The organism is Bradyrhizobium monzae, assembly GCF_021458635.1.
Classification (GTDB): Bacteria; Pseudomonadota; Alphaproteobacteria; order Rhizobiales; family Xanthobacteraceae; genus Bradyrhizobium.
Genome location: NZ_JAIRDQ010000018.1, coordinates 34,939 through 59,279, shown reverse-complemented (window position 1 = coordinate 59,279; position 24,341 = coordinate 34,939). Strand labels below are relative to the sequence as shown.

Genomic DNA, 24,341 nt, shown 5'->3' with positions numbered 1-24,341 from the left:
GAGACGCGCCAGCGCGGCTTCAAGCTTTATTACCTCTATGTCCCGGAGGTGGAGTGCTTCGGCAAGGGCAAGGCCGCCGCTCCTTACGAGTTTGGGGTGAAGGCCTCCATCGTCACCGACAATCTCGGTGCTCCCCGTAGCCTATTCATGCTGCACACCGAGGCGATGGCCGATAACCGCACGACGGTACACCTTGTTGACCGCACCGAGATACTCACCGGCTGTGCGATCGAGCAGGCCTGTGTCAACGGCCACGACAGCGCGAAAATCCCCGTCGCGTCTTCATCTCCGGCCAGACGCTCGGCTTCTTCGATGTCATAAACGCGAGCTGCCTCGCCGGGTCCACCATCGACCCATCACCGGGCACCTGAAAGCCGAAGGTCACTAGAGGTCGCGCGGGCGATGCCGCTAACGTCATCCTCTCAGCCATCCGCTACAACTTCCGGCGCATCCTCGCCTGGCCGAGAGAACTCCGGTGCCTGTTCCTATTCCCATTATGGCGCCCGCGCGCCCTAGTGTCGCTCAATCAGGCTTCTTAACGGACGACTAACGAAGCCATTTGAAACGTGCAACTTCGTATGCTGCCGCGGCCCGGTGGCGCCGAAGGCCTGCGCTCATCCTTTCAAGCAATCCAGAATGCAACTCCCGCTCGGCAAGAGCCCTCCTCGCCGAAATTGACTCCCTCTTCCACCTCGGCTTCGACCCTCGCGCGGCGTGATCTGCCATGGGTCGGTGTCTCATCAAGCAACATCACAGACGCACGGTTTTGGTTGCACATCGGTTGGCCCGGAATGCGGACTCACTATTCGTACTCCCGCTCCGTCCACCATGGAAAATAGTCCGGCATGTCGGCGGGCACCTTGTCCTGGAAAACCGGGGGCCGCTTCTCCAGGAACGCTGAGACGCCTTCCTTTGCGTCGGCGGAACGGCCTCTTGCATAGATGCCGCGGCTTTCGATCTTGTGAGCTTCCATAGGATCATCGGCACCCAGCATGCGCCACATCATCTGCCGGGTCAGCGCGACCGATACGGGTGCGGTCTTCTGGGCGATCTCGCAGGCGAGCGCACGCGCCGTTGGCAGCAGTTGATCGGGCTGTACCAACTTGCTGACTAGTCGGCCGGCGAGCGCCTCCTGCGCCGGGAATACCCGCCCGCTGTAAGTCCACTCCAGCGCTTGTGCGATACCGACGATGCGCGGCAAGAACCAGGTTGAGGATCCCTCCGGAACGATGCCACGCTGTGAAAACACGAACCCGAAGCGCGCGGCCTCAGATGCGATGCGGATGTCCATCGCGAGCAGCATGGTCGCGCCCATGCCGACAGCCGGGCCGTTCACCGCAGCAATGACGGGTTTGAGGCACTTGAAAATCTGCAACGTGATCTTACCGCCAGCGTCACTGATCTGTGGATCGCTATAGTCGACCGCGCCATCGGGCAGCCGTTTCACCGGCCCTCGCCGCGCGTCGCGGTCAAATGTGTCAGCGCCTGAGGAAAGATCGGCGCCAGCGCAGAAGGCTCGGCCTGCGCCGGTCACGATAATAGCGCGGACATCATTGTCCTTATCGGCGCGATCGAATGCGTCGATCATTTCCCGCTCCATAATAGCGGTACATGTGTTAAGCTTCTCAGGCCGATTCAAGGTGATAGTGAGTATCTTCTCGACGAGATCATATTTGATGGTCTCATACATGGTGTTTCCTTCACTTGTCGTCTGGATGAACGGTCAGCTCACCGCGAGCTTGGTTTGCTTTAATGTTTCGGTCAATGCTTCCTCGAATATCTCAAGGCCTTGATTTAGCGTGTCGGAATCTATCGTGAGTGCAGGCAAGAATTTTACGACCTGATCGACAGGTCCGCATCGTTCTATGATCAACCCCTTCTCGAATGCCTTGCGTGTGGTGGTCTCTGCGATTTCGGTCGTTCTGCAATCAAACCCCAACACCATGCCCCGCCCTCGAACAGCAAAAACATTTCCATGTTGGGATGCAATGGCCTCAAGTCGGCGGCGCATGAGGCTTCCCATGCACTCAACGCCCCGTGAGAAAGTGCGACAGCGCCAGTAAATATCTAGGGCTGCGGCTGCAGATACGAGCGCAAGGTTGTTACCCCGAAACGTTCCCGTGTGTTCCCCTGGTCGCCACGCGTCGAACTCTTCTTTGATCAATAACATTGATAGTGGCAGACCGTACCCACTTAGCGATTTCGATAGCACGACAATATCTGGCGACAACGCTGCGAATTCGAAGCTAAAGAATTCGCCCGTGCGACCACAGCCCATCTGGATATCGTCAACGATGAAGAGGGCGCCAACAGCTTTTGCGATAGCCTGAACTGATTGCAACCACTCCCTGCGAGCTACATTTATGCCGCCTTCTCCTTGTACAGTTTCGACGAGGATGGCAGCTGGATAGTCGATGCCACTGCTCTCGTCTAACAATATCGTTCGCAGATAGTCGGCCGTATCCAGAGCGGACCCAAGATAGCCATCATAGGGCATGAAAGTCGTGCCCGACAAAGAAACGCCGCTGGCTGTGCGGTAGAAACGACTACCGCTCGCGGCAATCGCTCCTAAACTCATGCCGTGATACCCATGCGTAAATGAAATGATGTTTTGACGTCCGGTGACTTTGCGTGAGAGCTTTAAAGCTGCTTCGATAGCATTAGCCCCCGTTGGGCCTGTGAATTGGAAACGGTATTGCAGGTCCCGCTCCTTTAGTATGACAGAGCTAAAGGTCTTCATAAATTCGAGCTTTGCGGGAGTGGCCATGTCGAGCCCGTGGATTACGGCATCCGATGCTAGATACTCGGTAAGAGCCGCTCTAATCCGATGATTGTTGTGGCCGTAGTTCAACGCTCCAGCGCCGGAGAGAAAGTCAATGATCTTTCGACCATCGTCCGTTAGCATGATCGAGCCACGCGCTCGACTAAAAATCGAAGGAAACGAACGTGAGTACGAACGGACGTTTGATTCAAGGTCTTCAATAACCTGCATTCTACGTGGCTCGCTAATCAATCCATCCATGGTCGCATTCTCCGCAACAGATGAGCAAACGCACACTTCTCTCAGAATGCGCGAGTTGTAGATAATAGCTACCTAGGACGTGCGGCGCGCCATCTCTTGGACGCCGCGCTTCCAGAACGGCTCGCTCATTTACCTGAGAATTGGGAGCAATGGGCCTACCAAGGTTGGTGGTATCTGTGATTCAGAGTTACACTCATGTCGCTTCAAGTTGATTTCAGAAACTGAACGCCCCTCAGTGCTTTCGAAATTAGATCCGGGTTGAGGCCGGTGGAATCAAGGGGCCAGTTGGTCGTGGCCGGGAAACAACCTGCGCTGCGGGCCGAGCCAACCGCCAATAGCTGCGCAGGATGCGCAACAGCTGCGAAGAGAGCATGGCGCAACGGTCCTTGCCGCCTTTGCTCTAGCTGTCGATGTCCGTGATCTTCAGCAAAACTGCCTCAGACAAGCGCAATCCGGCGGCATAGACCGTCGTCAGCGCCGTTCGGCTCTTGAGGCTTGGGATTGCTCCCAAGGAGCGCACGACCTCGTCGGCGGTTAGCCAAAGAGCAGCGGTCGGTCCGCACCCTGCACATTCGCCGGCTCGAGATTGCTCGCATCGCAAGACGGACCAACTCGGCAACAATATCGGCGTTATGGTCTACGGTGAGTTCGACTGCGACATGGCCGCAGCTTACAACGCGCGTGATCTTAACCGCGCTGACCATCCGGTAGAAACGATTCAGCATCTACGTCTCACGTCGGAGCGAGCGTGCACACTATAAAGCCGATGAGTCTGCTGCGCTGCTCGCCCGCCCAAAGCCGCCGCGGGACACCTTCCCCCAGAAGCGTAGGGTATGGCATTCGAACTTTAGCCGTGAGGGCTATATTGCCCCGGTAAGGCGAGTTATCGACTTGATTTTGGCCGGTCACGTCTTCCAAGCCAACATTGCGCAGCGCTTCAGCGCCAGGTTGCCGACGTCATTCGATCCGCTCGCCGTCTCCTGCCAACTACAATCACTGAACCCAGCACCCTTTGGAAGCGCTCCTGCGCTATGGGAAGCTCACCATTGCATCGAGCTCGCCGGAACAATTCCTAAAGCTTCGCGGACGCCGAGTCGAAACGCGCCGCCGTCAGGGCATGATCGCGCGTTCCGCTGAGTCGAACGAAGACCAAGGCAGCGCTGAAATCCTCCCTGCGTCCGAAAAGGACCGTGCCGAGAACATTATCGTCGTCGACCTCGCACGCCGCGATCTGTCACGTCTTTGCAGTACGCATTCGATCGAAGTTACAGCACTGTGCGACCTCGAATCCTATACCTTGGTGCACCAGCTCGTGTCGGTCATACGGGTGAACTTGCAGGAGGCCAAGACGCTATACATCTTTCTTCGAGCCTGCTTTTCCGGCGGCTCCGTTACCGGGGTGCCAAAGGTGCGATCGATGGAAATTATTGTGGGAACCGAGCGTGTGGCGCGCGAGATTTATTGCGCGGCGATCCGCTTCAACGGCCACATGGACACGAACATTGTCATCGCACTGTAACGATCGACGACGACCGGGTTGTTTTTATGCGGGCAGCGGCATAACTGCGATCTCGGATCCAAAGGCCGAATACAAGGAGACACTGCCAGGGCGCAGCGGGATCTTTGACGCGTTTCGTGCGGAACCGGTGCATTGTGACTATCATCATCGACAGCTACGGCTCCTTCGTCTTCAACATTGCCCGCTGTTTCCGCAAGTTTGGTGCAGCAACGGAGTTATCCGGAACGACGTCGCCAGCGTCACCGAGCTTATAGGCTTGGCGCCGCGCGCACTGGTCATCTCCCCCGGTCCCCGAACTCCAATTGAGCCCGAAATATCTACCAGCGTCGTCCGCGAACTTTCAGGTCGCGTTACAATTCTCGTCATCTGCCTTGGACAGTCTACACGATCGAAGAACTTCAGCGCACGCCTTGGCAGAATCGCCTCGCTTAGCTGGGCGCGCTAAACGCGTAGGTTGGCGCTAGCCGAGGCATGAGCATCAGTGGGAGCGGCGCGAACTATGCACCTCGGCACAGCCTCATATTCGGTCGGACATTGGAATGCTGCCGGCCCTCATATTCTGATGTCGGGAATGGGACACCAGTTACCGCGATCCTTGACGGAGGGCTAGATCACAATCACGGATAACAATTCTTCGACTACGATCATCTTGCGGGCTCTTATTGAATCTTCGGCCGGTTAGAAATCCTGATCTACCGCCCAGAGGCACGCCAACCGCAACAATGCCCCGGTCACGAGGTGGATGCGCCGTCGCGACCAACATGCCACGCCAGTTTCGCACATTGGTTGTGTCTAGGTCCTGAAACTTAAAAAGCCTCCGGGGAGCATCCCGGAGGCCATCTTGGAAGTCAAACTTATTATCTGAAGAGCCGTTTCTTGTTGGGAAGAGCTGGCAGAGACTCAGAAGTTGCGCTGGGCGTGGAGGAGCAGCGTAAGGCTATTTTGATCCCTCAGCTCATACGTACCAGCCGGCTTTGCGATACTGGACTGCACTGGCAGCGTGACAGTGCTTCCGCTCGCGAACTTCTGGTCCAGCATCGTGTAAGCCAATTCGGCCAAGAAGGTCAGATTCTTGACGGGCGTCCACGAGGTGTATGTACCGACAGTTGCATAGTTGAAGTCAGGGTTACAGCCCGCAACCCCGCTCGACAGCGCGAGGCCTGGGACGAACGCACCGCAGATATAGCCCTTGGCTGTGCCGTTATAGCGGACAGCAGCCCACCCGCCGAAGACAGTAGTGGCCCAGCGCGGATCCCAGTTGTGCGTATAGCCACCATTGACGCCGTAGGTTGTGGTCAACTGCTGGCCTTCGCCCGTAACGAAGACTGTGTCGGAAAGACCAGCAAGTCCGAGACTCTGGTACGCACCCGCCAAACTCGTGCTATTATACCTTGCGAAGCTGGTGTTCATAAAGTCATTGAAGGTATAACGGCTCGCCCCGTAGGCGTACACGCCTGATACGTTGAGCGTGTCACCCGGGCCTGTCGGCAAGTTCTTAATCGACAATCCCAACTGCCCAGCCCAGCCCCACTTGTCAGAGGGATGGCCAGTAGTCTCGGTCGCGCCATAATAGGCAGCATGATTCTCGTGAGCAGCGACCGACGCCTGGAAGAGGCCCCAAGCCTGGTCAACACGAAGCATTGCCACAAGGTCTGGAGCGCGCGAGCCACCGAAGTCGGAGGCACCGTACACACCGGTGGCTAGTCCTGCAGGCGTCGCGCCGCTCACGTTCCAGATGTTGCTTGTGTAATTGAGGACCTGTTCCTGGGCAGCCACAGAGGCCGTGATCCCCTGACCGAAGTCTGCGGTATAGGCGACCTGATTGACCCGATCCCAACCACCCGCGCCTGGTAGCTCGTTCCAGTTTGCCGGATATTCGGCCCAAGGCGTCGTGAACTGCGACTGCGCTCTACCGAACGTAAAGCCAGCAAACTGAATGAAAGCGTCGTAGAAAGTCAGCGCGGGCCCGGTGGTGCTAGTCGTCGTCGCACCACCGCCGGCACCCGTATAACTACCCGTTGTCCAAGTGAACAGGACTTGGGCGTAGGTGCGGACCAGGCCATACTCGGTTGCGGTGCGCGTATCGATATTCACGCCCTGACGAGCACGGCCAGTATAGTAGTTGCTGAGGCGGTTCTGCGCGCCAGCCACACCGGTGTCGGGTGCAATGGCAATACTATTGCCCCCCAACTCGGCTTGGGCACGAAGATACCCGCTCAGCCTGATGCAGGTATCGGTACCCGGAATGTAGTAGAATCCGACACCATATAGCGAGCAGACCTTCACGTACTCGACGGCCTTGGCCTTCATCGGAAGATCGGCCGCCTGCGCCCCCGCGCCAGCAAATATTGCCACAGAACTGAGGATAATGCTCTTTCCCAGCTTCATGAATAGAACTCCAAGCTCGTTTCCGCCGTTAAAGATCCGCCGCTAGGGCGCTCGCCTAATGCGAGCGCTTGACGGAACGACTTCGAGGCCCCCCTTGTTCGGCTTATCTCCATCGTGTGGGCAATATTAGCGCCGCCTATCGTCGAAGTTCCCTTATTTGGGCCGAAGTCACCTCGAAATTCTGCGTTTGAATGGCAAGATGCGCAGGTTTTAAGTCTACGAAGCGTTCGTCAACCTCCATGTCTGCGCCCGCAAGGTATTGGAGGTGATCTAAGCTTTGACACTAGCGCGTCGCAACGCATCCGCCTCGCGTCGGACCGGCCGCCAACCTTCGCTTCATCGCGCCTTGTACACTTCCATGGTCAAGATGAAGAGCCGGCTCGCAGTTGAGTCAAAGAACTCCCAGTTACCTGGCAGCAATGGACCGCGTTGGAGTTTGGAACAAGCAATGCGAGCGTATTCGGGAAAATCATCCGCTTCGCGATGATGATGGGCGTGGCTTGCCCCCCCTCCTGGGATTCCGAGACCAGCAAGAAGGGCGCGCTTCTCAGGGACGTGCCCCTCGCACCACACAGCGCCCCGCCTTCGGCGTGGCGCCCCACAATCCGCTCGCGAGGGACGGTGAGCTTGGGTGGTTTCGATCGCCCTGAGCACGGCGCTAAGAGACGCGCCCTCGATTTGTTCGCGAGGCGGCGGCGCAGTACTGAAGCCCTCCGCGCGGGAGATAGACGGCATTGCTTCCACTTTCTTCCGGCAGAGGAATTGAAATTCCACCTGGAGCGGTCATTTTTCGAGGACCACCATATCGGATAGAGACCAGCAAAGTCGCACTCTCGCTCCCGGCGCTGGCCTTGACTCGGCCCGGTCGGATATCATCTTGGCCGTGATTTTCAAAGCGTTCTCCGTTTCAACAGTCAGGCGGGTCATGCCGCCGATAAACGAGCTCGACTTGACTTCGCCACTCAGGACATAACTGCCTTCTTCAACAGGCTCGTCGCAGTCGCAGATCCGCACTTTCTCGGGTCGGATCATAGCCAGGAGCTCCGTTCCTTCGGTCCATCTGCCGGTGGGAACCGCAACAGAGCTGTTTCCCGCGATCACCATGCCCCCGGCGGCCCCAATTCGTCCGCTAATCAGATTAGATTCGCCGATGAACTCGGCGACGAAGCGGTTGCGCGGCTGAAAGTACAATTCATCCGGCGTTCCAACCTGGGCGATTTCGCCCAGGTTCATCAGGCAGATGCGATCAGACATATTGAGCGCCTCTTCCTGATCGTGGGTAACGTAAATGAAGGTTGTTCCCAGGTCCTTGTGGAGACGTTTGATTTCTCCCTGCATTTGCTCGCGCAGGTTCTTGTCAAGCGCGCCGAGGGGCTCGTCCATCATGATGATCGTCGGCGAATAAACGATGCACCGCGCAATGCCGACGCGCTGTTGCTGACCGCCGGACAACTGGCGCGGCTTTCGATCCTCGAAGCCGCGGAGCCCGACACGCTCGAGAGCCTCCATCACCTTGGCGCGAATCGTCTTGGAAGGATGGTGGCGCGCACGCAAGGGATACGCCACATTCTCGAACACGGTCATGTGCGGCATCAGCGCGTAATTCTGAAACACCATCCCAATCCCCCTCTCGCGTGGAGGCATTTGAGTAATGTCGCGCCCGTCGAGGAGAATAGCGCCCGTTGTTGGCCCGATCGCGCCTGCGATCAGATTGAGCAGAGTAGTCTTACCCGAGCCTGAAGGACCAAGCAGTGTCAGGAATTCGCCCTTCTCCACGCTCAGATCAGTCGAATGCAAGGCCGTAACCGGACCGAACATCTTAGATATGCCCTTCAGGGCAATCGCGTGGGCGCCGCGACCGTCAAGATGAATGCCGCCCTGCATCCGGTTCACTCCTTTACCGGCACCGTACAGGCGACGTGCAGAAGTCCGCCACCTGGGTACGCCGTCCTGCCGGCCATGAAATTGAGACTCTTCAATGGCTTCCTCTTTCCTTATCTGAGGTGTCATACAGTGTTACGTCCTTATGCGGCCAAACCGGATCGCCAAACGGGACCGGTCAGCCATCGATTGGAGTTGATCTCTTCAATGCGACGGCGACGATGCAAACGACCAAAGAGACTGTCATCAGCAAGGTGGAAACTGCGGCGATGACCGGCGACACCTCCCATTCGATGGCGCTGAACATCTTCACCGGCAGGGTAATCGTGTTGGTGCTGGCCAAGAACCAGGAAATGATGACTTCATCGAACGACAGCAGAAAAGCAAAGAGTGCAGCACTCACGAGCGACGGAACGAGCTGTGGTATAACGACCGTCAGAAACATCCGTATCGATCCAGCCCCCATCAGTTCCGCACCGAATTCGAGATTGCGGTCGAGTTTGTGAACGCCCGCTATGATCAGAAGCAGTACGTACGGCAAGCCATGCATGACGTGACCGAGCACCAGCGATAGCGTCGTCCCGCTGATCCTAAAGTAGGAGAAGTAGAGATAAAGTCCGAGGCCCGAAACGATTGTAGGGACAACAAGCGGGCTCATGATTAGGCCAGCAACAAGTCTCTTGCCGACGAATTCGTGGCGTGCGATCCAGTATCCTGCAGGCACGCCGGCCAGCATTGCCAATACTGTGGATCCCAGTGCGACCTTTATACTCTCGAAAAGGGGGTCTAGCCAGCCGGGAGAATTGAAGAAGATTCTGAACAGGTCGAGTGAATAACTCGTCGGCGGGAAAGTCAGCGCATTTGTCGGGCCGAATGCCATAGGTACAGTCACGGCGAGCGGCGCCAAAAGGAAAATATAGACAGCCACGGCCAGCCCGGTACCGATTAGACGGTAGCGACGGGCATGCGGGTCACGAATGTTGTGCGACACGATACACCCTACAGCTTATGTCGACGCCGAAGCGCCAGAGGAGCGGCAAAAACCAAAGCCATGCCGAGCAAGAACACACTAATGGCGGACGCTTTGGACCAGCTCAATACCTGTCGGTTGTAGAAATCGACGAGATTTGACAGCATTTGATCTTGCGAACCGCCGAGCAGCGCCGGAACTACGAACGAACCTAGGGACATCACGAAGATGCTGAGCAGACCGGCAAACACACCGGGCAGACTCATGGGAATAGTAACCGTCCAAAATATGCGGGCGGGCCGGGCTCCCATAATAGAGGCCGCGCGGTAGATTGCGGGATCGATAGCGAGCAGGCTAGCGAGAACCGGCAAGACGACGAGCGGAATGAGATAGTTGGTCATGCCGATAAGTGCACCAATCCGATTGAGCACCAGTGGTAGCTGGATCTTCATATCAAAGGCCCAGCTTAGAGCGCTGTTGATGATCCCTTCACGCCCCAAGATAATCGTAAATGCGAAGCATTTGACCAAAACACTGGTCCAGAGCGGAAGGAGCACGAACATCATCAAAACTGCCCTGCGCCGCGCTGTTTGACGAGCGAGGTGCAACGCGACGACAAATCCGAGAAGCAAGCTCAACAACGACGCCGAAGCGGCAATAACAAGCGTTGTACCCAGCGTTCGCACAAATAGACTACTGGTGAGAACTTCGCGGAACGCCACCAACGATAGGGCCGATCCATCGACGCTGGTATAGAACACGTACAAAAGAGGCGGCAACGTGATCGCGGTCGCAATCAACGCAGCCGGTGAAAGGAATATAGCTTGGGCGCGCATATTGGTCATTCGGTGCATGAGCGTTCTTCAGCGGGTTAACCGAAAATGGAGTGACAGAGCGTACACGACGTGCCGGTCATCTGTCCAAGCAGCGACTGCGTCTCAAGTTATGAGCCATTCCTTGAAGCGACGCGACACCGCCTCGTAGTTATCTGCCCAGTACTCGCTGTTCACCACGAGATGGCTGGGCTTATTCAAATCTGGCTGCCACTTGCGAGCCTCGGGCGACAACATCGACGCGGCCATCTTGGACACCGGAACAGTGCTCACTTGGTTCGCGAGCCGGGCCTCAACTTCGGGGCGCAGCATGTAGGCGATAAGCTTCATTGCGTTTTCCTTGTTCGGCGCGCCCTTGACCACTGCAAGGGTGTCGGTATTGAGCACGTTCTGCTCAAAGGAGAAGGCCAACGGTACCCCGCCATCCGGGTCATTCGTCGTTCTGGCGCGGTTGCTGTAGATCAAGCCGAAATCGACCTCGCCAGCCTGCAAAAGGGTGACTGATTGAGGAGCCGTCGGAGGCCAAACGGTATTCGACTTTATGCGATCGAGCGCCTTGAACGCACGATCGAGATCTAGAGGATACACGTCCTTCACCGATACGCCATCGGCAAGCAGCGCTGCCTCTAGCGTCCCGTCGGGCACAGGTCGCATGCCGCGACGCCCCGGAAACTTCTTCAAGTCGAAGAATTCAGCAAAATTCGTCGGATGATTTCCCGGACCATATTTCTTGGGATCCCACGCCACACCCATGACAAACATTTCATAGGTGGCGAGGTCGCTTGTCAGCGGCACCGCTAAATCCCTCTTGAGTTCAACGATAGAAGGATCAAACCTTTCCCAAAGGCCCTGCTTCGATCCAGAAGCTAGCCACGTGCCACTGCCCACATAAATATCCCATTCGACATTGCCCGTGAGCAACATCGCCTTAACTTTGGAGAGATCCGGCGCATTTACCAACTTGACCTCGATTCCCGTCTCCTTGGTGAACGGATTCGTCACGGTTCGGACGAAGGCCTCCTCGTAACTTCCGCCGTACGAGACCATGGTCAAAGAACTAGAAGGAGCGGCAGCACGAGAGGGCCCGGTCACCATGGGCGCCATGAGCACGCCCGCCGTCCCAGCAAGGAAGGAGCGACGCGTGACGGTCGAGACGGATCCGTTCATAGAATTCCTCCTTTTTCAACTTGGCTATGAGTTCTCAGGTGACACCCGCGAAAGCTTGCCTATCGGACAGATGGCAAGTCACCGAACGACCCGAAATTTGGTTTCAGAAGCCGATAGCATCGTGAGACGCTTCTTCTCGAACGAGACGCTTAGCTTAAGCCCTTTCGGGAGGTCGGACAGCTGGCGCCGACGGCTACAATGACGGCACAATCGTCCAACCTTGTTGGCATCACCCGCAAGAGCAGGCCATCGCGAGAAGCCAATACCACCTCAATACTCCTCCCCTTAGCGAAGCTGCTTTGGTTGGAAATTTTCTTGAGCGCGACTCTTACGATATCCCAAGAGCCGAACTTGCCTATCTAGGGGCTAATTCGCCGAAATTCTGCTCTTATGAGCTCCATATCGCCGGAATTCTACACCGCCGGCGCCTACTGCCCTTATGTTCCGATGACTTGTCTGCTTGATCGTCGAGATGAGCGGCCGCGAGGCACCGTGCGAGATGCGGGGTAAGTCAAGTGAAAGCAAGGACAGGATGAGCGATTCTGCCGATCGCGCATTGAGCAAGACTGCAGTCGTGGTCCGCAGGCGCGACGTCTGACTGACCTCTCCCACGACGATCGCCGTGGAGCGCCCGTCTCTCGAACATCGTTGCCCCGCGCAACAGATACAGGTCGCGAGCGTGAGCCGCCTCTTAGTATCGCATGGAACGGCCGCTCGCCTTGGCGACGAGCGCAGCCTTATCCGCCAAATCGTGGAGCGCGGGCCGCTCACCGGTAGCGTTTTTCAGGACTACCGAACCGCAGCGATCCGCTGGTGAGCCACGAGCGCTATCGCAAGATGACGTGAGTTGGCGCGACGCAAAATAACACACGAAAGCTATTCTGGCCGGGCCGGATCGTCGACATCGGAGTCTACCGCCATTGAGGCGGTTATCGATGCGCCACTTTTTCCAGCGAGCCCGGCAAGTCACGCGCGTCGAGTCCGAGACAGCCAGATTCTTCACCATTTGTCCGCTCACGTTTTAAGATTTCGCGACACTCGGCTCCCATGCACCGGAAATGAGACATCCAAAATGGGCGCCTGGTGTCAGTGTCAGCGCAGCATCCATGCGGTTAGAGACAAGCCTGCCGGCCAAGTTCGACACCGCTCCTGCCAGATCACCTTTCCCCTAGTTGCTGGCCGCGTCAGAACAGCTCATCTCAGCACCGTCGGGGAAAAGCGGTCACGATAGTGATCGAGCCACGGCCGGTCGGCAGCCGCATCGATCGTCAGCTGGGCTATTCACCCTTGGGCCGGCTGAACGCAGAGCGGGCCAAAATCAACGGCATACCCGTTCATATTTGCAGGATTCCTCCAATTCCGGTCGATCTGCGCGGTCTTTAAGCGGTCGAGCCGCCCTATGTTTTCGGGCGGTTGAGTCCGAGGTAGCTCCCCTTCGGCTAGAACAGGCGAGCACAGAGATATGCGGCGCGCGCGAACGTGCCGCCGATAAGACCGCAATGGTAGCTCTAAGGAGGTAAGTAGCCGTGGGAACCGCGATTCAAGCTTCGTCGGAAGCAAAAGAAGGCCGCGATCAACTTGAGTGCGTGCAGGGTCGAATGAACTTTGCTCGACGCACACCCGACGAAAATGCTCCCGCAGCTGCTACGCCCGAGGGATTTGACCTTCCCATGGTCAGCTACGCGGTTTCCATTCGTAATGCGCGTCCAATCGTGAATGACTTATCTCTCGACCGAGAAGGCTTCAAGCTAATTAAGCACAAGGCATCCAGTGTGAGTGAGCCTGATCCAGAAATCATGGCGCAGAAGTATCTGGCTGAAATGGTGCCTTTCATTAAGGACTACTTCAACGCGTCGCGGGTCACCACAGTAGATGTTGGTGGCGTCACCGTCCGTTCTATCGACGAAAGTTCTGTTGCCCGCGCATGGGGAGGAAAGAATCAAAGAACACTGAGAAATTTTGGGGCTGGATTTGCGCACGTCGATTACGCCCCCGTGGCTTGCCCTCTGGTTGCCGCGCGCGACGCTCAACTGCAGGGCATTGAAATTCGTCCCTATTCTCGCTTGATGATCATCCAGGCTTGGCGCGCACTGTCACCGCCTCCGCAGGATTTCCCCCTGGCGTTCTGCGATGCATCTTCTATTCTGCCTGCTGATCTGTTCGAGACTTATCAAAGAAAGTATGGCACCAGTATTCGGACTTTATTTCTCCATCACAATCCCGCTCATCGCTGGTATTATCTTCCCGAGTTGAATTCTGACGAGTTCTTTATGTTTAAGGGCTACGACTCAGATAAGCACTACGACCCGCGGTCAGCTCACGCGATGTTTGACAATCGGCACGCCTATCCAAATGCCAAGCCCCGCAAGAGTGTTGAGGCTCGGTTCTACGTCTACTACGACTGAGCCGCCGCTCGTCCGTAGCTTCAATCGCCGCGCAAAAGCGTGGGTTGAAAGTACGGTGACTTTTTCGCTTTGGACGGCGTGATGGTGACTACACTTCTTAGCTCACGTGAGTAGCCCTGCTCGGAAGTACGGCGGGCTACTTCGTAGTCGATGGCGCGACGCTGCCGATCGCCATTGCGACCGCCACCGACTGGACTGTCACGACAAAGTAAACTAAGGTCCAATCGGTGCTGGCAGCGACGCTTGGGTGTCGCAGTCAATTCTCCATGCAGGTGCCGCAGCCGCTGAATGGCGCCCGGCCAGTTGTCGGTCATGGAGACGCTACGAACGGGCAAATGATCTACTAGTGGCGCCGATCCTTGTAACCTACACCGCCTGTACGCCGATGACGCCCGGCGGCTGTGCTCGAGGTCCGATTGTCCCACCAACGGTGCGCATAGCCGCAGTGTAGTGTAGCCTGCCATCGCTGCTGCAAAAGTGCCCGAGGTGATCGCAGCAGCGATAGGCGTCCCCTGCAATTCGCCGCTTGAGAGGGAGGCCGGTCCTCCTCTCATGGGTTGCTACGATCGTCGTATTATGGCTTGCGCCATGGGACGTCTCACCTGGTCTATGCGGGGCAGCTATCGTTGCAATTTGAAGCGGATCTAGGTGAAGCGTGCGCCCCCCGGCGACCGAGCCTTTGAGGTCACGGAAACAACGTCGTTTCGAACGGATTCGTCCGCACGCGAGCTCTGAGCATGCATAACACACAGAGCTGCGAACAGTTGCCTGCGCTAGTGCGGCCGCGTTTCGATCCCACTTACGACGACGCGCACCTCGGAGCCTGATCCACAGCCTGAGCATCGATCTGCTAATCATGAGGATGCCGCCAAGATGGCGCGGGCCCGATTGCTTGATTGCTTGTCACACTCACCTAAGCCTATCGGTGATGGCCCTAGGTGCGGCCCCGTATGGATGTCGCTAGTAGCAGTTTCCTCCCATTGTCTCACTGAGTGCAGAGTTTCGTCGACAAAAGCCCCAAGATCGAAGAAATTAGGCGCTCGGGCTCGGCGATAATTCTGGTGAGATCATGCGGTCGCCCACTGGGCTGACCCCAAATATTCTGACGGGCGGCGATCATTGTTCGATGTCTCCCTTTCGCGAAGGATACTCCAATTTTCCTTCTCACATTTCGCCACTCTCGACACCAACGCATGCCGATGGAGCTAAGACAATGCCGATTACCAAGGCGCCGCAGGCGTTCCCTCGAACAGAGTACCTGCGCAGGCTTACCGCTGTAAAATCGGAAATGGCACAGCGAGACGTCGACGCGCTTGTCGTCGCTGACTCAGCGAACATTACTTACCTCACGGGCTACACCGCCAGGTCGGGAACTGATCCGAAAGGACTGGTGATTTCGATCCGAGAAGATGAGCCGACGATCATCTTACGTAAGATGGACGTGCCGGCCGCCCTGCATCAGACGTTCCTGGAACGCAGGACGGTGATCGGCTACCCGGAAAACTTGGTCGCCAACCCCGAGAAGGATGGGTACGACGCGCTGATCGATTTCCTTTTCGACGCTGGCCTCGCCCACCACGGTGTCGGACTCGACATGAGCGCCCTTTCGGTGCCGACCGCAGAGAAGTTCAAGACGCGTCTTTCGAAAGCGAAAATCGTGGATTGCACTGGCGTTGTAGCCTGGATCCGAACGGTTAAGTCAGATCTCGAGATCGCCTACATGAAGGAGGCGGCGGCTATTGCCGATGCGGGCGTCATGCGCGCGGCCGAGGTGATCCGTCCTGGCGTGCAGGAATCTGACGCAATCGCCGAGATCGTTGCGACGCTGGCGCGCGGCGCCAATGGCAAGGTCGGCACTTGGATCGCGACGCCATATTTGTGTTCTTCGCCGCGCACAGGAACCAGCCACATCACGTGGACCGAGGATATCCTTCACCCAGCTTCTCAAATTAACCTTGAGATCGCCGGTGTGCGCCATGGCTACACCGCACCAATCTGCCGCACCTACTCAATTGGTAAGCCCTCCGATCGTCTACGGCGCATACATGAGGCTCAACTTGCTGGTCTGGAGGCCGGGATAAGCACTATCCGGCCGGGAATTACCGGCGGCGACGTCGCTGCAGCAATCGATCGCGCGCTCGATAAGCACGGCGTCAGGAAGGAGTCCCGCTGCGGCTACGCCATCGGCATCGATTGGCGGGAAATGACCGCCAGTTTTAGCGAGGGGGACGTAACAGTGTTGAAGCCGAACATGACGTTTCACTTGCATCTGGGCAATTGGATGATCGAAGAGGATTTCGGTTATGTCATCAGCGAGACAATTCGGGTGACAGACTTCGGAACCGAAGTCTTGACGAAGGCGCCGCGGAAGCTTTTCGAGCTTTGCTAGAAATGTGAACTCTCAGGAAGTAGTCCATTCGGTCCTGCACGAGGAAGCTGAGCTTGCTAAAGCTTCAGCATCTCAAGAGAGAACCGAATGGACACTCATGAGAATGCACCATTGGCCTGGACAGGCAGTGCTGTTGTGGACGCGACGAGCCATAAACAACAATCCGAGCGAGATCCTGCTGCCGAGATCACTCTCGGGGTCATTCGGCACGAATCGGAAGCCGAGGGCAAAATGCAATCTTCGCCCGAAAGGGAGAGGACCCCGGCGAAGAGATCACATTCGACTACCTGCGCTGGACCCGCTCGAACTGGAGAAAACGGCCGTTGATCGGATGGACCGTGTAAAGTCATGCTTTGCGGTTTCAACTCCGGGTCCGTCCGAGCGTTTACAAGTGCCCCATGCGAGCTTCCGAGCGCCGAGGTTGCGCATTTTTTCGTCTGTCAGACGAATAGAAAGCAAGAAACACGCGCTGTCGCTCCTCTACTCTATGGAGATATCATCAGTTGAGCTGAAGCAGTTCTTTCGGTGAATCTAAGCGGCGCTAAGACCCATGAACGCCTGGGTGTCAACGAGTTGAGTCCCCGATGCATCCTGACGAAACCACGCAACTCTTTGCGTGGACGAAATAGTGACATCGTCTCGGGCAACTATCGTCTTGAGGCCATGTCTGTCGATTGCACCGGCGATCGGCATCGCGAAATCGAGGCGATTTCCCGACCCGGATCTGCCAAACAACCGCACTGCTATACCGATGAGATAGACAAGGCGAAGTACGGGCTGCGCCGGTGCTTGACGCTCACTGCCACACCGCGAAATGCAACTTTTCGCAGGCAAGATCACAAGTATCAGTTGCCAGTGACTGCTTGGCACACTAGCTCGCATCGTGCGGCTCTCGCGCGCAGAACAGACCGGGTTGAAAGGGCTGCGGTCCAAGTGCAAACCCATTTCGGGCAACTACTGATCTGGTCCAGATTCAGGGTATTGCAGGGTAAGCAGGAGTCGATATGACCAATTCGGCGAAGTCGCAGGCATTCGTAGCAGACGGCATCACGGCTCCGCTACGCTTTGCAGCCTTCCGAAACAGATGGCTTGCAAGCCTCCTCGCTTACCTCGGCATCCTGATCCAGCTCGTCAGTGCGGCTTGGGCGATGACTCAGATGACTTCGTCCGCCGGCAAGGTCGCGCTCGTCCAGACGGCGTTGACTCTGCCGGTCATGGTCATCGCATTGCCCGCCGGCGCGATTGCCGACATGCATGACCGTCGGATCGTGACGCTGATAGCCCTCGCGATCGCACTTTGCGGTGCCACCGCAATCGCAGCGCTCGACTGGTTCGGCTTCACCACACCGAATCTTCTGCTTGCTCTTTGCTTTGTGATCGGCTGCGGCATGGCGTTGCTGACCCCAGCTTGGCAAGCCTCAGTTAGTGAACAGGTGCCGGCAGAAGCTGTGCCCGCAGCTGTTGCGCTCGACAGCATTAGCTACAACGTCGCCCGCTGCTTCGGGCCCGCGATCGGTGGCATTGTGGTCGCCAGCGCAGGCACAGGCTCGGCCTTTGCGCTCACCGCATTGCTGTATCTGCCACTAATAGTCGCGCTCTTCCTTTGGAAACGAGTGGTTGAGCCGTCGCGGTTGCCGCGCGAACGGATGGGCCGTGCCATTGTTTCGGGCGTGCGATACATCAGCAATTCGCCGTCGATCAAGATTGTGCTGACCCGTGCCATGGCAACTGGCGTGATCGGCAGCTCGATCTCAGCCTTAATGCCGTTGGTCGCACGCGATCTTCTGCATGGCGGCGCGCAAGTTTATGGCATCACGCTCGGCGCTTTTGGCTTTGGTGCGGTCATTGGGGGACTCTGTGTCGGCGAAGTGCGTAGGCGGATGAATGGGGAAGCTATTGTGCGTACCTGCACGTTCTCAATGGGTTGCGCGATCGTTGCCGTGGCACTGAGCCGCGGGCCGGCTTTGACGGCGGCCGCACTGATCTTGGCCGGCGCGATGTGGATAATGATGCTTACGGCGTTTAATATCGGTGTGCAGTTCTCAGCGCCGCGCTGGGTCGCGGGCCGATCGCTTGCTGCCTATCAAGCTGCGTTGTCGGGCGGCATCGCCATCGGGAGCTGGGGCTGGGGCGCCCTCACCGATTCCGCTGGCGTCGAGGTCTCGCTGCTCGTCTCCAGCGGGCTGATGCTTACCTCGCCGCTCTTAGGTATGTGGTTGCCCATGCCGCGTGTCGGTGCGAGGGGTGAAGAGACCGAGGTGCTTGGCGATCCGGCGGTTCGGCTTGCGCTGAACGAGCGCAGTGGCCCCGTGGTCATCGAGATCGAATATCGAGTTGCGGAGGAGAACGCGCGGGCATTTCATGGCATCATGCAGGACGTGCAGCTGTCGCGCCAGCGCAACGGAGCGTACGGCTGGTCCATCGCGCGCGACACTGCCGATCCCGAACTGTGGACGGAGCGATACCATTGCCCGACGTGGCTCGACTATTTGCGTCAGCGCAACCGCTGGACTCAGTCGGACCTGGCGCTGGATCGGCAAGCTCTTGCTTTCCACATAGGCTCCAACCCGGTGCGCACCCGCCGTATGCTGGAGCGCCCCTTCGGCTCGGTGCACGGTAGAGACGGCGTGCCGGACCGCGACGTGACGGCTGCCCGGTAATTGCACGGAGTGGCGAGAAGCTTCAAGCTCACGTTACCGCGCCTCCGCGCCGACTATCCGGGGCAGTTGAGTATCGGGTCCGTGCACAACGGATGCGAGCAGCACCTTGTGTGCGGCGGCGTCGACCGCACTGTAGTGACACCTGGTTTGATCGCGGTAATTGCGGCTCGAGGACTTCCTCCGCCAAGAGGTGCCGGGGCTCGGCCTCAGGATGCCGACCAGGTACGGCCGAAATTCAGCACCGCGCCGCGACAAGCCGCGAACTTTCCCGTCAAATTTGCAAACGATGACGTAATTGCAGTCAGCGCTCGAGGCACGAAAGCTCCGTTATCGTCGAGCTCTCGCAATCAAGCGATTCGGAGGAGCTGTCATGAGGCAATACGTCGGCCTGGATGTCTCGCAAAGAGAGACCTCGGTTTGCGTGGTTAACGAGACTGGTCAAACGCTTTTTGAAGGAAAGGCCAAGTCTGATCCCGGCGATCTGTCCAAGCTGCTTCGCAAACATGCGCCATTGGCGGAGCGCATCGGCTTTGAGACGGGCGCGATGGCAAGCTGGCTTTGGCACGAGCTTCGTAGGGTTGAACTCCGCGTCGTTTGCATCGATGCTAGGCATGCGCACGCGGCACTGTCGGTCCGCATGAACAAGAGCGATCGGAATGATGCTCGGGGCCTTGCCGAACTGGTGCGGGTCGGGTGGTATCGAGAGGTCAAAATCAAGAGCGAGGAGAGCCAGAAGGTTCGAGCGATCCTTGTCGCGCGATTCCGCCTTGTATCCATACGCCGGGATATCGAGAACCAGGTCCGCAGTCTGATCAAGGAATGTGGGTTACTATTCCCTCGCGCGATTGGTCAGCAGTTCCGTAACCAGGTCGGCGAGCTATTGGGCGAAGATCATCAACTCCTCAACGTGATCGGGCCGCTCCTGTCGATTCATGAGCATATCTGCCAGCAGCAGAGCAAATTCGACGACGAGGTCCGCCGATTGGCGAAGTCTGACGAGACGACGCGTCGCCTGATGACGGTCCCTGGTGTTGGCGTGGTGACTGCCTTGACGTTCCGCCATACGATCGATGACCCGTCTCGCTTCCGATCGGCCTCGGCAGTCGGGGCCTATCTCGGCCTCACACCTCGGCGCAACCAGTCTGGTGAAACAGACACTAGTGGCAAGATATCCAGATGGGGCGACAGGCTTCTCCGAACTTACTTGTTCGAGGCAGCGACCGTCCTTCTCTATCGGACCAAAAAATGGTGTTCCCTCAGGGCCTGGGGAATGAAGCTCGCGAAGCGGATCGGTATGAAAAAGGCAAAGGTCGCCATTGCCCGCAAAATCGCAGTGGTCCTCCACTGCATTTGGGTCGATGGCACGTCGTTCGACTGGGGCCACGCGCCGGTCTGACCTTATTTTGTAAGCTCCTGGCCCGGTCCGCCGGGCCGGCGATGTCCCGCTGGGACGGTGGTCGTGGTGACCTCGGTCAATCGGCTGGTGGCGGCTCGTCCGCACGCCGTTGCAAACGATGAGGCACCCGATCCGGACATCATCATGAGGCGCTTGCGACCTCGGAAAGGACCATGACCCCAGCGACGGGCAGCGGATAGTTGAGATTTAGGTGACGGCTAATCGACCAATACTACCGAGCTGGCTATCGATCTACTAGCCGCGCTCGCCCCGTCTCCGCGACCCCGACCCGCTTCAACGGGCCGAGCGCTACAGTCTTGCCGATTGGCTTCAAAAAGAGAGTTGACATCAATCCGCAATTAAAGGGCCGATTGACAGGGGAAGATTAAGCTTTCCCTCCCGAATCGCTGCGGGTCTGCTTCACTTGCATCTTCGCGTAGGTTGACATCAGGCCGACTTCGGTGGTCAGCGTCACGAGCCTGAAGCCCATGTTGATCGCGCGCACGGCGCCTTCGGCGCCGCTGCAGTGAATGCAAGGACTGAGATTGCGCTTACCGCACTCCTTGACGATCTTTTCATAGATCTTGAGGATCTCCGGGTCGGTGTGATCGAGCTTCGGCTCGAGCCCGTAGGAGAAGCCGAGGTCGGACGGTCCAATATAGACGCCGTCGATGCCCTCGACGTCAAGGATAGCCTCCATGTTCTCGACCGCAGTTTTGGTCTCCATCATCGGCAGCAGCACGATCTCGTCATTGGCGGTCTTTTGATAGGAGCCCGCGGTGCCGTACATGCCGGCACGGATTGGTCCGTTGGATCGGACGCCCTTCGGCGGATATTTGGAGTAGGAGACGAGGTTCTTCGCTTCCTGCGGCGTGTTCACCATCGGGCAGATCACGCCATACGCGCCGCCATCGAGCACCTTGCCGATGATGCCGGGCTCGTTCCAGGGCACGCGGACCATCGGGGTGACCGGATGCTTGCCCATGGCCTGGAAGCACTGCACCATCGAGAGATAGTCCTGCACGCCATGCTGCATGTCGACGGTGACGCTGTCGAAGCCGCATTGCGCGATCATCTCAGCCGAGAAGCCGGAGGGAATCGCCAGCCACGCGTTGACCACCGCTTTGCCAGAAGCCCAGATTTGTTTGACCTTATTGTTCAGCATCGATCATGTGTCCTCTTGCAGTTCTTCAAATGCGAAGGCCTTGCTTTCGGCCCCGCCGGATATCGGCTTCACCGAGCCCTCCCCGCGCGATGGCCACGATTGAATCGGTTGCGGCGAAGTCGGCTCTCAGGCTTGCTTGCCTGGACCTCTTGCGATTGGTACCGAATCCCCAAAGTCGCAATTTTCCAATGTACATTATGATACCGCCGAAATGCTGCGCCTATTGGGGAAATGTGAAGCTTATCATGTGATCGAGCTCCTCGTGCGCTGACACGATGTGAACGCCGTCGTTTTCGGGATCGTGCCGCGCATGGGCGCTTTATTTCCGCCTAGCACGGCATTGGCCCGTGCTACCTCGTCAAGTTTCTTGAAACCGCTACGCTCTCTAGCGTGTTGCCCGCGTGAGCCCAGCAGCAATGCCGCGCATGCCAGGGAGGACCATCAGAGTTGACGACCGGCTTGAGATTCTCGGTATCGCCCGAGTAGCTCACCTTTGCTCAACGAACAGGCTAGAGCTTATGCACGAGCTCTGAAGTGATCTCGGACAAGCTACGAATGCCCAAAAAGGCAAGATTTCGGTCGATTTCGGCCTGGAGCAGGGAGATTGCTCGTTGCACGCCAGCCTCACCGGAAGTGGCTGCCGCGTAGAGAAATGGCCGCCCAACAAAGACGAAGTGTGCGCCGAGCGCGAGCGCTTTGATGACGTCTGTGCCCCGGCGAATTCCTCCGTCGAGCATCACTGTCATGCCAGCTGCATTCGCTGCAATCTCCGGCAAAGTTCGCAATGCGGAAAACGCGTAATCAAGCTGGCGGCCGCCATGGTTCGACACTATCACGCCATCGACTCCGCACTCCCGCGCGATGCGGGCGTCCTCCGGCGATACCAGCCCCTTGACAACAAGCTTGCCTCTCCAGCGGTGCCGGATCAGTTCAACATGTTTCCACGTAAACTGGTCACGAGGGCCGAACTTCCTCGTGGGGTCATTCGACAGCGCCGGCACCCTGAGAGTTGCATCCATGTTTTCAAGGTGAGGCATGCCGTGATTGATCACGGTGCGCGCCCAGACCTTCACGAGCCATGTAGGATGGCTCATAGTGTCCCATAATACCCGCGGCGTGATGGCGACGGGTATTCGGTAGCCGCTTCGGATGTTGTTCTCGCGAATTTGCGGGATAGGAACGTCGGCGGTGACGACGAGGGTCTCATATCCGGCTCTGGCGGCGCGATCGACCAACGACACGACGCTAGCCTCGTTCGCCGGAAGGTAGAGTTGGCACCAAGCACCAGAATTTTCGCTCTGCACGTCCTCGAGCCTGATGAACGAGAAAGCGGAGAGGATCATCGGCACGGTCGTCGCCTTCGCAGCGCGGGCCAGCACGATATCGCCGCGGTATGCGCACAGAGCCGAAGAGCCCATGGGCGATATGCCGAACGGCGACGCATATGTGTGGCCAAACAAAGTCGTGGTCTGGTCGCGGCTCGAAACATCGTTGAGCACGCGTGGTACGAAACCATATTCGCTGAACGCCTTACGGTTGTCGCGCATCGCAGCATCAGTCTCGGCGCCGCCAGAAATATAGCCGTAGAGGAAACTCGGCAGCCCCCGACGCGCCACCGGCTCAAAGTCATCAAGGCAGAGGTAACGTGCAAGGCGTCGAGGCACGCGCGGCGCCGTCGTCCTGGTAGTCGGCGCGGGCATGGTGGTCACGCTGGTCTTGTGGAGCACGCTACAGGATCCGTTGTTCTTTGCTCGTGAGCGTAAAACGATCGCAGCCCGAGACCGCGCGAAGCTCGGTCCTCGCCGGCTATGAAGCCGGTGTGACGAGCAGCAGGCGAGCTCCCCGCCAACGCAGGCCGATTAAAGCTATCGGCTAGCGCGCACCGAATCACGGCCGATGTTCAGCGTCGACGCAGAAATGCTGCAAATATTCGAGCACGCGCTCAGCGCATGATTGAATACGAGTGGCGCGAGTACACGATCGACGGCGACGCTAGCTTCGAGCACGCTCCATTTGAGCTCCGGCAAGTTCCTCACTTCTAAAATATCGAGGATCTCGCTGTCTGGGCGACCTCGAGCGGAAGTAGGGCTGAGGGGCAGCGCCGACCCGCGAGGCCCGGCGGCGCTGCCCCGGCGCATATAGATGATGCGTAGACGCCGAGTTGAAGATCTTCTTCAAGATTTTAGGTCGCAGTGGCATCCGCCGATAAGCTCCTGCGTCGTCCCCGCTGGGTCTGCTCGAACTGCCAACCAACACACCCGACAATCGCGTCTGCCGACTCCTAAGACTTCAAGCCGCTACGTTCCTGAACTTGTGCCTCTGATTTGGGAAGCTTTGCCGTACCACATGAAGGAGATGGGGCGGCATGGGGAACGGGCTCTGTCCCTCAAGAGCCACGCGACATGAGGAAGTCGTGCTTCGCTGCTTCTCGTTGGAATACAGCACAATCTGTCTCGTCGCGCCTTAGAAGCTGCCGTTTAGTGGCACGCAACGAGAGAGTCTCGCGCGCCGGCGATGGTAGACAAGTGGAGCGGCGCGCGGCGCGC

At 57.8% G+C, this 24,341-nt stretch carries 15 protein-coding genes and 2 pseudogenes; 7 read left to right on the top strand and 10 right to left on the bottom strand.

Annotated elements, in window-relative coordinates; genetic code table 11:
* Positions 1-539 (top strand): annotated as a pseudogene (locus K3F49_RS37810) (IS5/IS1182 family transposase); the annotation flags it as partial.
* A 263-nt stretch (positions 540-802) separates the two neighbouring features.
* Here the strand turns inward: K3F49_RS37810 and K3F49_RS37805 are convergent.
* The 3 genes and pseudogenes from K3F49_RS37805 to K3F49_RS37795 form a co-directional block, all read right to left on the bottom strand.
* Complete coding sequence (locus K3F49_RS37805; protein WP_234685940.1) at positions 803-1,690, bottom strand: crotonase/enoyl-CoA hydratase family protein; 888 nt, start codon at positions 1,688-1,690, stop codon at positions 803-805.
* A gap of 33 nt (positions 1,691-1,723) precedes the next feature.
* Positions 1,724-2,992, bottom strand: coding sequence for a diaminobutyrate--2-oxoglutarate transaminase (gene ectB / locus K3F49_RS37800; protein ID WP_234685941.1), 1,269 nt, complete (start codon positions 2,990-2,992; stop codon positions 1,724-1,726).
* A gap of 306 nt (positions 2,993-3,298) precedes the next feature.
* Positions 3,299-3,560: pseudogene (locus K3F49_RS37795) on the bottom strand (tyrosine-type recombinase/integrase); the annotation flags it as partial.
* Between the two features lie 474 nt (positions 3,561-4,034).
* Here K3F49_RS37795 and K3F49_RS37785 point away from each other — a divergent pair.
* On the top strand, positions 4,035-4,541 hold the full coding sequence (locus K3F49_RS37785; protein WP_234685939.1) for a chorismate-binding protein: 507 nt from the start codon (positions 4,035-4,037) through the stop codon (positions 4,539-4,541).
* Positions 4,465-4,986 carry a glutamine amidotransferase-related protein gene (locus K3F49_RS39575; RefSeq protein WP_346657399.1) on the top strand — a complete coding sequence of 174 codons (522 nt, stop codon included), beginning with the start codon at positions 4,465-4,467 and terminating at the stop codon, positions 4,984-4,986. Before K3F49_RS37785 ends, K3F49_RS39575 begins: the two co-directional genes overlap by 77 nt.
* Positions 4,987-5,441: 455 nt before the next feature.
* On the opposite strand, the gene K3F49_RS37775 is transcribed toward K3F49_RS39575, so the two are convergent.
* The 5 genes from K3F49_RS37775 to K3F49_RS37755 all read right to left on the bottom strand — a co-directional run bounded on the left by K3F49_RS37775 (position 5,442) and on the right by K3F49_RS37755 (position 11,780).
* Positions 5,442-6,929: a porin gene (locus K3F49_RS37775; protein WP_234685938.1), complete on the bottom strand. Its 1,488-nt coding sequence runs from the start codon at positions 6,927-6,929 to the stop codon at positions 5,442-5,444.
* A 783-nt stretch (positions 6,930-7,712) separates the two neighbouring features.
* Positions 7,713-8,813, bottom strand: a complete 1,101-nt coding sequence (locus K3F49_RS37770) for an ABC transporter ATP-binding protein (protein WP_234685937.1) — start codon at positions 8,811-8,813, stop codon at positions 7,713-7,715.
* A 175-nt stretch (positions 8,814-8,988) separates the two neighbouring features.
* Positions 8,989-9,801 carry an ABC transporter permease gene (locus K3F49_RS37765; protein WP_234685936.1) on the bottom strand — a complete coding sequence of 271 codons (813 nt, stop codon included), beginning with the start codon at positions 9,799-9,801 and terminating at the stop codon, positions 8,989-8,991.
* Positions 9,802-9,809: 8 nt separating this feature from the next.
* Positions 9,810-10,634: an ABC transporter permease gene (locus K3F49_RS37760; RefSeq protein WP_234685935.1), complete on the bottom strand. Its 825-nt coding sequence runs from the start codon at positions 10,632-10,634 to the stop codon at positions 9,810-9,812.
* A gap of 84 nt (positions 10,635-10,718) precedes the next feature.
* Positions 10,719-11,780 (bottom strand): ABC transporter substrate-binding protein, encoded by a 1,062-nt coding sequence (locus tag K3F49_RS37755; protein WP_234685934.1) that lies wholly within the window; start codon positions 11,778-11,780, stop codon positions 10,719-10,721.
* A gap of 1,526 nt (positions 11,781-13,306) precedes the next feature.
* Here K3F49_RS37755 and K3F49_RS37750 point away from each other — a divergent pair.
* From K3F49_RS37750 to K3F49_RS37735, 4 genes are all read left to right on the top strand, one after another.
* Positions 13,307-14,185, top strand: coding sequence for a CmcJ/NvfI family oxidoreductase (locus K3F49_RS37750; protein ID WP_234685933.1), 879 nt, complete (start codon positions 13,307-13,309; stop codon positions 14,183-14,185).
* 1,213 nt (positions 14,186-15,398) lie between these two features.
* Positions 15,399-16,574: a M24 family metallopeptidase gene (locus tag K3F49_RS37745; protein ID WP_234685932.1), complete on the top strand. Its 1,176-nt coding sequence runs from the start codon at positions 15,399-15,401 to the stop codon at positions 16,572-16,574.
* Positions 16,575-17,578: 1,004 nt separating this feature from the next.
* Positions 17,579-19,234, top strand: a complete 1,656-nt coding sequence (locus K3F49_RS37740) for an MFS transporter (RefSeq protein ID WP_234685931.1) — start codon at positions 17,579-17,581, stop codon at positions 19,232-19,234.
* 370 nt (positions 19,235-19,604) lie between these two features.
* On the top strand, positions 19,605-20,630 hold the full coding sequence (locus K3F49_RS37735; protein WP_234685930.1) for an IS110 family RNA-guided transposase: 1,026 nt from the start codon (positions 19,605-19,607) through the stop codon (positions 20,628-20,630).
* Between the two features lie 385 nt (positions 20,631-21,015).
* Here K3F49_RS37735 and K3F49_RS37730 read toward each other — a convergent pair whose 3' ends face one another.
* Positions 21,016-21,795: an HpcH/HpaI aldolase family protein gene (locus K3F49_RS37730; protein WP_234685929.1), complete on the bottom strand. Its 780-nt coding sequence runs from the start codon at positions 21,793-21,795 to the stop codon at positions 21,016-21,018.
* A gap of 509 nt (positions 21,796-22,304) precedes the next feature.
* Positions 22,305-23,522 carry an alpha-hydroxy acid oxidase gene (locus K3F49_RS37725; RefSeq protein ID WP_234685928.1) on the bottom strand — a complete coding sequence of 406 codons (1,218 nt, stop codon included), beginning with the start codon at positions 23,520-23,522 and terminating at the stop codon, positions 22,305-22,307.
* Positions 23,523-24,341 lie beyond the last annotated feature (819 nt).